We start from the raw sequence: 12,485 nt of genomic DNA on the forward strand, positions 1-12,485 counted from the left end.
ACCCCCGCCGCGCCATCCGCGGCACGAGCGATGGACATGTCCCCGATTCCCCAGGCCGACGCGGCCCTTTCGGTGCGCGATCTGCGCAAGACCTATGACGGCGGTGTCGAGGCGCTCAAGGGCATCTCGCTCGACGTCGCGCCCGGCGATTTCTTCGCCCTGCTCGGCCCCAATGGCGCGGGCAAGTCCACGCTGATCGGCATCATCTCCTCGCTGGTCAACAAGACCTCGGGCGACGTGCGCCTGTTCGGCACCGATCTGCACACCCACCGCGATGCGGCGATGCGCCTGATCGGCCTGGTGCCGCAGGAACTGAACTTCAACTTCTTCGAAAAGCCCTTCGACATCCTCGTCAACTACGCGGGCTTCTACGGCATTCCGCGCGCCGAGGCGATGGTGCGCGCCGAAGAGGAACTCAAGCGCGCGCAGCTGTGGGACAAGGCGACGACGATGTCGCGCACGCTGTCGGGCGGCATGAAGCGTCGACTGATGATCGCCCGCGCGATGATGACGCGCCCGCGGCTGCTGATCCTCGACGAGCCCACCGCCGGCGTCGACATCGAGATCCGCCGCGGCATGTGGCAGACGCTCAAGGAGATCAACGCCGCCGGCACGACGATCATCCTGACCACGCATTACCTCGAAGAAGCCGAGAGCCTGTGCCGGAATCTGGCGATCATCGATCGCGGCATCATCGTCGAGCAGGGTCCGATGCGCGTGCTGCTGTCCAAGCTGGACGTCGAGGGTTTCATCTTCGACATCGATGGCACGCTGCCCGCCACGCTGCCGCCGATCGAAGGCACCACCCTGGTCGCGACCGATGACCACACGCTGGATCTCGACATGCCGCGCGCGATGGATCTCAACCGCGTGTTCGCCACGCTCGACAGCGCCGGCATCCGCGTGCGCTCGATGCGCACCAAGTCCAACCGGCTCGAAGAACTGTTCGTGCGCATGACCGGCCCCAATGCCGCCTCGCAGCAGGAGAAGACGGCATGAGCAAGTCCACCGACGTCGCCGCCATCGAAGGCACGGCGCAGCGCCACTGGGTCGCGCTGTACACGATCGCGCGGCGCGAGATCGTCCGCATCCTGCGCATCTGGGGCCAGACCCTCGTGCCGCCCGCGATCACGATGACGCTGTACTTCCTGATCTTCGGTGGCCTGATCGGCGCGCGCGTCGGCGAGATGGACGGCATCCGCTACATGGATTTCATCGTGCCGGGCCTGGTGATGATGAGCGTGATCCAGAACAGCTACGGCAACATCTCGTCGAGTTTCTTCGGCGCGAAGTTCGGCCGCCACGTCGAGGAACTGCTGGTCAGCCCGATGCCGAGTTGGGTGATCCTGGGCGGTTACGTGATCGGCGCGGTGACGCGCGGTCTCGCGGTCGGCGTCATCGTGCTGTGCATCGCGATGCTGTTCACCACGGTGCGCATTCCGCACCCGCTGGTGACCTTCGCCACCGTGCTGCTGGGCGCGACGATCTTCGCGCTGGCAGGCTTCGTCAACGCGGTCTACGCGAAGAAGTTCGACGACGTCGCCATCGTGCCGATCTTCATCCTGACCCCGCTGACGTATCTGGGCGGCGTGTTCTATTCGGTCTCGCTGCTGCCCGGTTGGGCCGAAACCGCGACGCATGCCAACCCGATCTTCTACATGGTCAACGCGTTCCGCTACGGCCTGCTCGGCGTCAGCGACGTGTCGCTGGGCGTGTCGTTCGCGCTGATGATCGGCTTCGTCATCGCACTCGGCGCGCTGGCGCTGTGGCTGCTCAAGCGCGGCATCGGTCTGCGCAGCTGAGGCAGGTCGATGCCGGCAGTGCTCCGATTGACTTTCGTTCGAGCGGCCAACACGATCGGAGGTTATCCAATAGGGATATCGGGGAGAGACACATGCGTGCACAGGGATACTGGGGCTGGTCCGCGTTCAAGGTCGTCGTGATCACTGCGGGGCTGACTGCCTGCGCGACGCCGGTGCCGCAGATCGACCGCGGCCGTATCAGCTTCAGCGATGCCGTCCTGGCAACGGCGGTCGTGCAGCCCTTCCATGGGGGCGATGTGAGCGGAGTGCTCGCCGTCGAGCCGTTGGGGAACGGCGTACGCATCACCGGCACGGTGGCGGGGTTGCCGCGTGCTGGCGAGTTCGGTTTCCACATCAAGGAGACCGGCGACTGTGCGACGCCCGAAGCGTCAGGCGCCATCTTCAACCCGCACCGCACGCGCCATGGCCGTCCATCGGGCGGTGAGCACATGCTCGGCGATCTTGCCAACATCGATGCGTCGCATACCGGTGTCGTCACGCTCAATCTGCAGGTGCCGGGCGTCACCCTGGGCGGCGGTGCACCCAACGATATCGCCGGACGCAGTCTGGTGATACACGAGGCCGCCGACGATCACCAGTCGCAGCCCGAGGGCAATACCGGCCGGCGTATCGCCTGCGCCGTGATCCGGGTGACCGAGCCTGCTCCCAAGGCCTGACGTCCGGTTGTTTCGCCTTCTCAGGTAGCCAGTCGCGTCTGCAGACGCGAGATGATCGCTGCGCATGCGCTGACCACGTCGCCGTCCCGTTGACCGAGCCGGCGGATGTCAGCGCGCGCGCGCTGCGTGCGTGCCTCCAAGATGGCATCGAAGCGCGAGACGTCCAGCCCACGTGCGGCCAGCGCGTTTCGCTCCGCGTCGATACGGCGGCGGTACGCCACGATCGTAGCATCGGTCGCCTTGCAGCCGATGACGTAGCCGAGGTTGGTACCGGCCAGTTCCGCCCAGCGCTCGACAGGATCACTGGCGTCCGTCGACATCCACAGAGCCTCGTCAGCAGGTCCTTGGGCGTCCGGCACGAAGGGCGTGCCAGCGTCGTGGTGGCGCGCCGGCGTGGCTGCGGGTACGACTGTGCTATCTGGCGTCGCTGGTACGGCAACCCGGGCGGCCACAGTATCGTGTCGCGTCGGCGGAGCCGGACTGTCATCCGTGCAGGCGGCGAGCATCCAGGCGCACGTGGTCACGGCGATAGCGATGCTGACGCGATTCATTGCGCACTCCAGCGCCCACCCAGGCCTGCGCAGCTCTGGCGTGCCTGCGCGAGTTCCGCTACCGGTTGGGTATATCCGGACAGGGTCAGCCCAGAGCGTTCCAGTCCCTGACATTCGAATTGCGCTCCGGACGGGCACGCGCTCTGCAGCGTCATGCGCGTATGCGTGACCGTGATGTCGCCACCCTGCCGCGACATCACGATGTGGCGTGTCGCGATGCGTCCGCAGGCAGTCGATAGTGCGGTGGCGTCGGTCGACGCCGTGCGCGCGAGACAGATGCGGTGGTCACGCAGCCCACTGTCGGTCTGGAGCGACATCTCGATCAGGCACGCGCGGGTGTCGCCGGTCTGCACGACTTCGATGCCCCGCGCGGCGTCGAGCAGCATGGTCTGCAGGTCTTCCTCGGCCGGTTCGTCGACGCCGGGCGTCATGTCCAGCGGGTCCGGAACGCAGCCGGTGATGAGCAGGCACGCTGCAAGAGTGGCGGGAATCCCGGTCCGCGCCTTCAGCCCCATGACCACTACAGCGAAACCAGCTCCACCCGACGGTTCGCCGCCCTGCCATCCTCGCTGGTGTTGTCGGCGACGGGCCGGTCGGCGCCGTAACCGGCTGCCTCCAACCGCCCAGCATCGATGCCACGCGCGATCACCAGATCGACCACCGCTTGCGCGCGTGCGCGCGCAAGTTCACGGTTGCGCTCCGGCGCACCCGTACTGTCGGTATGCCCCTCGATCGCCAGCCGGAGCGCATCGTCGGCCTCCAGCAGAGACGCGATCTCTTCCACCTGCGGCATCGATTCCTCAAGCACCACCGCTTGGTCGCTGGCGAAATTGACCTGCAGGGCGATCCGGCCGTGCTCACCCAGCGCCTGCTGGATTTCGCTGCTGGGCAGCAGAGCCGCCGTAGCCTCGAAGGCCTCGGTTTCGCCGATGATCCAGCCGCCGCCCTTGTCGCCGTTGCTGCATTGCTGGATCCAGATCGCGCGATCGGATCGACGGATAACGTAAATGTGCACCGGCTCGAACGGAAAGCAGGTTCCGTACCGGTAGAGCGACGGACGGGACGACATGCCTTCCCTGATCTGGTCACTTACCTCAGATGGAATCTCTCCGCTGAACACCCGGACACCCCCCGCCTGTTCGACGATCGCCGCGATGTTGCGCTCCACCTGAAGCGGCGAATAGGCCCCTCCGTCGGACGCGATCGGCGCGATATGGAACTTGCCCTCGACCCAGTGGATCCCATCGCCTGTCCAGAATCCGACCCGATCGAACGGATTAACCCGGGTGAAGGACGGGGAACTGCTGTAGCCGGCGGGCAGCTGGATATAGGGGAAGTCGCCTAGCGTGACGGTCGACACCGGAATGCGATCGATCGAGAAGCCGGTATCCGGCGTTGGCGCCGGTCCATCCGCCGTGACCTCCGAGTCAGGCGTGGCGGAAGACGCTGCGGGAAGCGCTGCTTCCGCCGCCGCCGGCTCCGCCGGTGACGGCTCCTGTTTGCCGCAGGCCGCAACCATCAGCAGTGAAATGGCCAGCGAGCAGACCCTCAAGCGCCGCAGCATGATCGGTGCGGCGCAGTACGTATTCTGTACGCGCATCATCAGCGTCCGGTCTCGATGCGAAGCCGCAGCAAGCCACAATTCTGCTCGAAGCCCGGTGTCCGTCGCTGCTCGTCTGCCCGACGCCGGGCCGCCGGCAGGTGATTGCGGACGTCCGCTTCGCTCACCGCGCCGCTCCGCCTGGATGCGGCGGCAAGCCTGTCCAGCTCGGGAGCGGTCAGGCCGCAGGTTTCACCGAGTGCCTGCATGTTGGCAGCGATGATGGCGGCGTCGTCCTGCGAGACCGGCGCTGCCGATGCGCGCTGTTGCGCGCTCCACTCTTCGGGCGATGGACGGCGGTCTGCGCCGGCAGCGGATTGCGCCGCAGCAGTACTTGGCGTGGCGACAAACAGCAGTGCCGCGACGAGCGGCAACAGACATGCACGTTGCATTGAATCTCCCTGTCGAGTTGGGGCCGACGCCCGGAACGGCGCGGAAGGCTTGACATCCATGGACGGAAAAAATTATGGGGAATCCGCGCTCATCTCGCAATCACATGTCCCGATTCACACGAAAGTGACGCACAGCGTCATCAATTTTGTGATCAACATCACGTTTAAATCATATTTTTCTTTAAATGCACATCAGAGATCAGGAGTGTGTGCTAGCGTTTTCTGACGCTCAGATGAACCATGCGGACGATATGGTCATGCTGTTGGATCGAATCGTTCTGTTGTCGTCTGATGACGGCCTCTTTTTTCGTACTTACAGGGAACAGTAGATGCACATCCAACAAACCAATCGTCAGCCCCGTCGCTTCGGCCGCCGTCAGGCGGGTCAGGGCATGACTGAATACATCATCATCGTCGCGCTGATCGCCATCGCTGCCATTACGGTCGTGAGCTTCTTCGGCAGCACCGTGCGGAACCAGGTGTCGGGTATGGCCAGCGAGCTTTCGGGTACGAAAGCGACCGAGTCCATCAAGGGTGCGCAGGATGCGGCCAAGGCAGCCAGGACGGATGCGTCCGCCAAGGAGAAGATCAACATGGGCGAGTACGACAACACCGTCAGCGGCGGCGGCAACTGATCGCGACGCCCTGCCGGCGTCATGCCGGCAGGGCAAGCGGATGCGTCAGGTCGGAGACCAAACAGATGAATCGCATGAAGCGCATTGCCCAGGGTCATGGTCAGCGGGGTCAGGGCATGACCGAGTACATCATCATCGTCGCGTTGATCGCGATTGCGTCCATCACGGTGTTCAGCTTCTTCGGAAGCACGGTCCGCAACCAGACCGCCGGTATGGCGAGCGAGTTGTCGGGCACGAAAGCAACCGAGTCGATTCAGAACGCCAAAGATGCAGGTAAGGAAGCGCGTGTCGACGCGATGTACGAGAAGAACATGCAGTCCTACAACAATTCCGTCAGTGACGACTGACGGCATCTTCTGATACGGCGATCCGCGAGAACGCCGTCCGACGACTTTGTGTGATGTCAGGGAACGACACATGTCCAGCCTTCCCGCGCTTCTGAGTATCCGGTCTCCGCACGGTCGGCGCCGTGGCGTGGCAGGTCAGGCGCTGGTGCTATTCCTGGTGCTGGTGGGCGTGCTGTGTCTGGGATTGATGCTGTTGTTCGACTCGGGCCAGGCCGTCAGCAAGAAGGTCCGATTGGTCAATACCGCCGATGCGGCCGCCTATAGTGTCGCGGTCCAGCAGGCGAAGATGCTGAATTTCGCGGCGTACATGAACCGCGCGCGCATCGCCAACGAAGTCGCGATCGCGCAGTTCGTCAGCATGTGGTCGTGGCTCAACATGATTCACACCCATACGCTGTCGCTCATCCGGACGATGCAGGCGATTCAGGTCGCGCTTGCCGCCACGGTCATCGGTGCGACTTTGATACCCATCGTCAAGGGCGTCGAGACCGGGCTGAAGATCGCGGAAAAAGCGGTGGCAGTCGCCCGTACCGTCGCGCATCCCGCGCTTGGCCCGGTGGTGGGCATCCTCAGCCGCCTCAACCAGGCCTATGCAGGCGCGGCGCGATTTGCAGTGGGCGTCGGCGCGACCGCCGAGGGCCTGCAGGTGGCGCGTCGGGTGGTGGAGAAGAACGACCCCAACGCGTCGATTCCCGTCGAGGGACTGGCGCTGCTCGGTCGCCATCTGGCGTCGGCAAGCAGTCTGGCCAACGGCGGTCTGCTGGAGTCCTACGACCCGGACGGCGTGCAGCAACGGGATCGGGACGGTATGAACCGCTTCCGCAATGTGGTCATGGGCTCGCGGGACAAGTTCAGCGCCGACCGCGGCGACAATGGCGGCATCCCGCAGGTGCTCGAGGCGGGAAGCTGGGGCGGCACCGATCTGGTGGACTACAAGCGCTGGGCCGGTATGGATATCGTGCAGATCCAGGTCGGGCCGGTGGAAGCGTTGAGTGGCCCAGCCGGCTGGGGTGGCGCTCAGGCCATCGAGCGCGCGACGGGTTCGCTGCCGTCCTTCAACCCTCCCATCCGCAGCGGTCCCAACAACAGCGAAGGCTGGGTTTCCCATCCGCACGACAACGCGCATTACGAGCCGTACGGCGGAGCGAGCGGGAATGCCGCGCAAATGGCCAACACCTACCCCTCCGTCAACGGACCCACGCTGATCACGGCGGGTGCGAGTTCGTCGCCGCGGCAACGCCGGGATGCCTATTTCAGTGGCTACACCGGGCTGCATGCGTATCACGATGTCCGCGACGATCGTGCGCGGACGCCTGAGGGGGCGGATGCGGGGCCCAGATTCACGGTCTATGTCGTGAGCGCCGCCGAGCATGCACGCACCAGCGAGCATATCGACGGCATCGGCGCTCCCGTCGGAGGCGCGCTGGAATTGCAGGGCCAGACCCCCCGCGGCGGCACCACGGCCATCGCGACCGGGCAGACCTATTTCAATCGCCCGCCGCGTCTGGAGATGTTCACCCGCCGCGTACCGCGCGAGTGGAACGAGGCGCCCAAGACGGACACACAACTGGAAGCGGGTAGCCTCTTCAGTCCGTTCTGGCAGGCTCGCTTGGTCGAAACGCCCGCCATCGATTACGCGGTGGCCGGCGTTGGCGGCATCATGGGGGGGGGCATGCGTTGACGGGCCGGGGACTGCCAACGGCGATGGGCATTGCGGTGATGGTGGTCGCACTGCCTGCCTGCGCGCCGTCCAGCGGGCCGGGCGGCGATGGTGATGCCGATGGCGCGACGTCTGCCGGCTCGGTCTATGCCGACCTTGAGGTGGAGTATCTCGCCGCCGGTCAACGCCTGTACCGGAGTCTCTATGACGAGGTCGGCGCGGCGTGCCGCGAACTGGGCATGGGCACGCAGCTGCCCGATGACTATGTCGAAAAACTCGGGACGTCGCGGCTGCAGGTCTGGTCGGGCGTTGACCGGGTCGCGGTGCGCAATGAGGTCTACACCTATACCTCCGGCACCGTCGAAGACGCGCGCCATTGCAACTTCGAACCGGCGACCCTGGGACTGCACGTCTACATGGACAGCGACGAGACGGTGAGCGTCGACCTCGCGACCGGCATCGAAAGCAGAGCGGCAGCGCGGCCCGAGTACGAGTGGAAGCGCGAGAGCGTCGCTGCTCTGGACGAAGCGGATGCGCCCGCGCAGACAAAGACCATCGCGGGTGTCCCGTGTCGCGAGTATGACGATCTTCCAGGCAGCGGTGCGACGTACTGCATCTGGTCGGCTGGCGCCGCGTACGGGTTCGATACGCGCGGCAGGGGCGTAGGCAATGCGCAGGGTGGTGAGGCCTACATGCTCACCGGTCTGGTCGTGGACCAGACGCCCAGCAGCGAAGGCAACGGACAACGCGTCAGATTGAAGGCGCTGGTGCTCGACGACGATGCCCCGTTCGTGCAGATGCGACCGCATCCGCCGACGAGCGGTCGCAATGCGGAACGCGCGCCGAGCGCGGGAGCAGCCCGATGATACGCACCTCCTTCAAGGCGCGCCCGCGGCAGTCGGGGCAGGCGCTGACCGAGACGGCGATTCTCGCTGTGGTGCTGGTGCCGCTGTTTCTGCTGATTCCGACCCTCGCCAAATTTATCCACGTCAAGCAGACGACACAGCAGGCGGCACGCAGCGCCGCCTGGGAAGCGACGGTGACGCGCGACTACGCACTGGAAGCGAACCTCACGCCTGGCAGCCAGCGTGATCGCGTGATCGACTGGCATTTCAACCAGGCCGACGCGCGGATACTCACGGCGCCGACAGCGAGCGATGCGCGACTAGGCAATCCCCTGTTGAACAGTTTCACCGATGTGCCCCTAATCGAGCGGCAGGACATCCAGCTGGATGCGTACACCCGCGAAGCGCCGCCTGGCCTGCTGATGGGGATCGCGGAGCGCATCCCCGATGTGATCGCGAGCAGGCTGTTTCCCAGTAGCGACGACCTCGTCACCGCTGCAGTCAACGTTTCTGTGCGCGATCTGCGGCACGCCGATGGCAGCGCCATCGATTACCTCCCTGAACTGTCGGGTCTGAACCTGCGGTTCTCCAGCGAACACACGCTGCTTGCTGATGCGTGGAATGCGCGCGGAAGTGGAGTGCGGGGTGGCACCGACCAGGACATCGCGCATGCTCGGAGCACCTATCAGCGTGTGAATCCGCTGACGGCAGGTGCCTATACCGGCGCACTCGATAACGCGATCGCCGCCGTGCGACCGCTCGGGTTCATTCCGATCCTGGGCGCGCCTGCCGACCTGAAATTCGACATGCTCGAGGACACGCTGGACATCGTGCCCCAGTCGAAGCTGGAGCCGTATGCGCCGGCACCGTGATGGCCGCGCGCCGGTGTGCCTGGTGCCGGCGCTGCTGCTGGCGTGCGCGCCTGCGTACGCCTGGCCGGAAGTGCCGCTGCCCGAAGACAGCCAGGGCGAGCTGGTCAGTCGGCACATGAGTCACAACGGCATTGAAATGCGCGCAAGCCGTTTCACCACGATGCAGGACCTGGATGCGGTCAAGAGGTTCTACCGGGGAACGTGGGGAGAGCAACTCGTTGAGAACGCGCTCGATGGCAAGACCGTCATCGGGCGCGCGGAGGACAGCTATTTCGTCACGGTGGAACTCGACGACCGCCGTGGCCTGGTCGAAGGCACGATCGGGATCATGAAACTCGAACCCGAAAGCGGTCGCGAGCGGACCGACGCGCCGGGCGCGGGTTTCGACACGCCAGTCAATACCGACGTGCTCAACGACATCCGCTACTTCGATGTACCGGGACAAGCGCGCACGCTGGGCATGGAAAACGGGCTTTCACCGTACGTAAACCGCCAGTTCTACGTCCATCGCCTGCGCATGCGGGGCTGGTCGCTGTCCGGCGTCGACAGCTGCAGTGCGCATGCCACGTCATGCTTCGCGCGCTTCGAGAAGGCAAATGGGGACCGCATCACGATGGCCATGACGCGCGGCGGCAACGCGAAGACGCAGATCGTGGTGAACATCGAATGAGGCGTCTCGGGGATGCGGATGGCCCGGGGTGCGGGCGTCGCCAGAGGGGCAGCGCGGCGATCGAGTATCTGCTGGTCACGTCGCTGGTCGTCATCGTGATCATCGCCGAGCCGAATGTCGTCGTCGAAATGATGGACGCGATCAAACAGGCGTATCGGGCGTTTACTTTCGCATTGGGTCTGACCTACCCGACACCCTTGTAGGTCCACCGAACGTAGGCCGGCGCGCTCCATGGGGATGGCGTGCCGGCATTGTCTTGATGAAAGGGGAGTTCATTCGTGGCGTTCAAGAAAGTAAACCGCAACGTGCTGTTGCTGATCGGGGCCGTGGTACTCGGTCTTCTGGCTGCGTTGATGAGTGTGAGTTACGTCCAGAAGCGTGCGGAGGAAGCGCGACTTGCCGCGACGCCCGACGCGATGCCGCAGACGGAAGTCGTCGTGCCACGTCGCGACATCCGACCCGGCGAAGTGGTCGGCGCCCAGGACATGGTGTCCCGCCCGGTGCCGGTCGACTTCGTACCTGGGGATGCGCTGGTGCCCGGAAGTCACGAGGCGTTCGTGGGCTGGGTGGCGCGCAGCGAGATCAAGCGGGGGACGCCGATCAGCGCGGGCCTGCTGATCGCGCCGCAGTCGCAGTTTTCGCGGATCGTGGCACCGGGCCGGGTGGCGTACACCTTCTCGGTCAACGAGAACAATTCGATCTCGGGAATGGTGGTCCCGGGTGATCGGATCGACATTCTGATGACATACGAAAACAAACAGGAAGGCAGCGGGCTGCGCAGCGTCGCCGAGGCGACCGGCCCCCGCGTGGTGCCGCTGCTGGAAAACATCCTGGTGTTGGCCACCGGCGAGCAGGCGGTCGAACTAGCGGGCGACGATCGCCCCGGATTTTCCAGCGTCACTCTCGAACTCGATCCCAGGCAGGCAGAACAGCTCACCATCGCGCAGCGCACCGGTGACATGCGGGTCGTGCTGCGCAATCTCGAGGACCGCACGCCGTTCGGACTCTCAGGCTTGACCGAGCGCGGTCTGCTTTCTGAGTTCGAGCAGTTCGGCAGCACGTCGGACAACGTCGAGTACATCATCGGTGGTGGCAACTAATGAGCAACGCAACGACACGTTTCGGCTTCGCCCGCGTCCTCCCGTTCTTCCTCGCGGCGTTGATGACCACCCTGGCACCCACCGGTCTCGCATTCGCGCAGCACGCGTCGATTCCCGCGAAGATCCAGATGTACGGTGGCCAGGTACAGGTCTTCCGCTCCGATAAACCGCTCGCGCGCGTCGCCGTCGGCAACGGTGCGCTGATCGAGGTCACCACCATCGAGCGCAGGCAGGTGGTGATGATCGCCGGCGCGACGTCGGGCATGACCACGATGCATCTGTGGTACGAGGACGGCAGCCAGCGCACCATCGATGTCATCGTCGCCGGCACATACCGCCCGGACACCGCGGATGCGATCCGCGAGATGCTCGGCACCGATGCCAAGGTCCGGGTCAACGAGGTCGGCGGCAACGTCGTGCTGACCGGTGAGCTCAGCGCGCTCGAGGCCGAGCGCATCAACGTCATCAAGCAGGTCTATCCGAACCTCGTCGATCTCACCAGCGCCGACCCTGTCGATATGAAACCCATGGTGCTGATGGACGTGCGCATCATGGAGTTCAACAAGAACGCGCTGCGTGACCTCGGCGTCCGCTGGGACGCGGTGATCGCCGGTCCGTCGGGTGGCTATGTCAAGGACATCGCCACCAATCCGTTCTTCCGCGTCCTGCCCGAAGGCAGTCCCTTTGCGGGCGTCGATCTGCCGGCGCGCGTCAATCCGGCGGCCGGCTACTTCGGCATCGCCACCAGCATCACCTCGCAGATCGACATTCTGGCGACTTCGGGCCAAGCCTGGGAGCTCGCGGCGCCCCAGCTGAGTGCACGAAGTGGCGGAACCGCGAATTTCCTGGTCGGCGGTCGCCTCCCCATCCCGATCTCCAGCGGCTTCGGCCAGACGACGATCCAGTTCGAGGAATACGGCATCCAGCTCGAGATCACGCCCCTGGTCAACGAGAACAACCAGGTGATGGCCAACATCCGGACCGAGGTCAGCAAGATCGATCCGACGGTGACGGTGCAGGGCGTGCCGGGTTTTCTCACGCGCGAAACCGAAACCGAGATCAACGTGCAGGCCGGCGACACCATCGTAATCTCCGGGCTCGTGGACATCACCGGTTCCAAGGCGTTGCAGGGCATACCCGGGCTGAGCAAGCTGCCGCTGCTGGGGCGCCTGTTCCGCTCCGACCAGTTCCGTGCCGGGCGCACGGACCTGGTGGTGTTCGTCACGCCGCGTGTAGTGACCGCCGGCTCGCCGGCGAACCTCGAGAACATCGAGCGCAGTGACCGGATGCTGCGCGACTTCCGCAACGGCGTCGGTACCGACATTTTCGACTGA

16 protein-coding genes are annotated in these 12,485 nt (G+C 64.9%); 12 read left to right on the forward strand and 4 right to left on the reverse strand.

The annotated features are described in order from the left end of the window. Positions 1 to 36: 36 nt before the first annotated feature. The 3 genes from AC3A4E_RS01050 to AC3A4E_RS01060 all read left to right on the forward strand — a co-directional run bounded on the left by AC3A4E_RS01050 (position 37) and on the right by AC3A4E_RS01060 (position 2,479). Entirely contained in the window at positions 37 to 999 is a 963-nt protein-coding gene (locus AC3A4E_RS01050; protein WP_487629725.1) for an ABC transporter ATP-binding protein, read from the forward strand. Then, a complete protein-coding gene (locus AC3A4E_RS01055; protein ID WP_487629726.1) occupies positions 996 to 1,802 on the forward strand; it encodes an ABC transporter permease in 807 nt (268 codons plus the stop codon). The genes AC3A4E_RS01050 and AC3A4E_RS01055 overlap by 4 nt, the downstream gene beginning before the upstream one ends. A 92-nt stretch (positions 1,803 to 1,894) precedes the next feature. Next, positions 1,895 to 2,479 carry a superoxide dismutase family protein gene (locus AC3A4E_RS01060; protein ID WP_487629727.1) on the forward strand — a complete coding sequence of 195 codons (585 nt, stop codon included), beginning with the start codon at positions 1,895 to 1,897 and terminating at the stop codon, positions 2,477 to 2,479. 20 nt (positions 2,480 to 2,499) lie between these two features. Here the strand turns inward: AC3A4E_RS01060 and AC3A4E_RS01065 are convergent, their stop codons facing one another. From AC3A4E_RS01065 to AC3A4E_RS01080, 4 genes are all read right to left on the reverse strand, one after another. Next, entirely contained in the window at positions 2,500 to 2,799 is a 300-nt protein-coding gene (locus AC3A4E_RS01065; RefSeq protein WP_487629728.1) for a hypothetical protein, read from the reverse strand. 227 nt (positions 2,800 to 3,026) lie between these two features. Continuing rightward, on the reverse strand, positions 3,027 to 3,545 hold the full coding sequence (locus AC3A4E_RS01070) for a hypothetical protein (RefSeq protein WP_487629729.1): 519 nt from the start codon (positions 3,543 to 3,545) through the stop codon (positions 3,027 to 3,029). Between the two features lie 5 nt (positions 3,546 to 3,550). Continuing rightward, the gene (locus AC3A4E_RS01075; RefSeq protein WP_487629730.1) at positions 3,551 to 4,630 is read right to left on the reverse strand and encodes an OmpA family protein; all 1,080 of its coding nucleotides are present in this window, start codon (positions 4,628 to 4,630) and stop codon (positions 3,551 to 3,553) included. 2 nt (positions 4,631 to 4,632) lie between these two features. Further along, positions 4,633 to 5,082 carry a hypothetical protein gene (locus AC3A4E_RS01080; protein ID WP_487629731.1) on the reverse strand — a complete coding sequence of 150 codons (450 nt, stop codon included), beginning with the start codon at positions 5,080 to 5,082 and terminating at the stop codon, positions 4,633 to 4,635. A gap of 269 nt (positions 5,083 to 5,351) precedes the next feature. Between AC3A4E_RS01080 and AC3A4E_RS01085 the strand changes: the two genes are divergently transcribed. The 9 genes from AC3A4E_RS01085 to AC3A4E_RS01125 all read left to right on the forward strand — a co-directional run bounded on the left by AC3A4E_RS01085 (position 5,352) and on the right by AC3A4E_RS01125 (position 12,485). Next, on the forward strand, positions 5,352 to 5,657 hold the full coding sequence (locus tag AC3A4E_RS01085; RefSeq protein WP_487629732.1) for a pilus assembly protein: 306 nt from the start codon (positions 5,352 to 5,354) through the stop codon (positions 5,655 to 5,657). Positions 5,658 to 5,722: 65 nt separating this feature from the next. Next, positions 5,723 to 6,004, forward strand: a complete 282-nt coding sequence (locus AC3A4E_RS01090) for a pilus assembly protein (protein ID WP_487629733.1) — start codon at positions 5,723 to 5,725, stop codon at positions 6,002 to 6,004. Between the two features lie 70 nt (positions 6,005 to 6,074). Beyond that, positions 6,075 to 7,685, forward strand: a complete 1,611-nt coding sequence (locus tag AC3A4E_RS01095; protein ID WP_487629734.1) for a pilus assembly protein TadG-related protein — start codon at positions 6,075 to 6,077, stop codon at positions 7,683 to 7,685. 23 nt (positions 7,686 to 7,708) lie between these two features. Continuing rightward, positions 7,709 to 8,530: a hypothetical protein gene (locus AC3A4E_RS01100; RefSeq protein WP_487629735.1), complete on the forward strand. Its 822-nt coding sequence runs from the start codon at positions 7,709 to 7,711 to the stop codon at positions 8,528 to 8,530. After that, entirely contained in the window at positions 8,527 to 9,381 is an 855-nt protein-coding gene (locus AC3A4E_RS01105) for a TadE family protein (protein WP_487629736.1), read from the forward strand. Before AC3A4E_RS01100 ends, AC3A4E_RS01105 begins: the two co-directional genes overlap by 4 nt. Positions 9,382 to 9,403: 22 nt before the next feature. Further along, complete coding sequence (locus tag AC3A4E_RS01110; protein WP_487629737.1) at positions 9,404 to 10,051, forward strand: hypothetical protein; 648 nt, start codon at positions 9,404 to 9,406, stop codon at positions 10,049 to 10,051. Further along, entirely contained in the window at positions 10,048 to 10,254 is a 207-nt protein-coding gene (locus AC3A4E_RS01115) for a hypothetical protein (protein WP_487629738.1), read from the forward strand. The genes AC3A4E_RS01110 and AC3A4E_RS01115 overlap by 4 nt, the downstream gene beginning before the upstream one ends. A 75-nt stretch (positions 10,255 to 10,329) precedes the next feature. Continuing rightward, positions 10,330 to 11,151 (forward strand): Flp pilus assembly protein CpaB, encoded by an 822-nt coding sequence (gene cpaB, locus AC3A4E_RS01120; RefSeq protein ID WP_487629739.1) that lies wholly within the window; start codon positions 10,330 to 10,332, stop codon positions 11,149 to 11,151. Continuing rightward, on the forward strand, positions 11,151 to 12,485 hold the full coding sequence (locus AC3A4E_RS01125; RefSeq protein ID WP_487629740.1) for a type II and III secretion system protein family protein: 1,335 nt from the start codon (positions 11,151 to 11,153) through the stop codon (positions 12,483 to 12,485). Before cpaB ends, AC3A4E_RS01125 begins: the two co-directional genes overlap by 1 nt.

It is taken from the genome of Luteimonas sp. Soil_N_1, assembly GCF_057656255.1.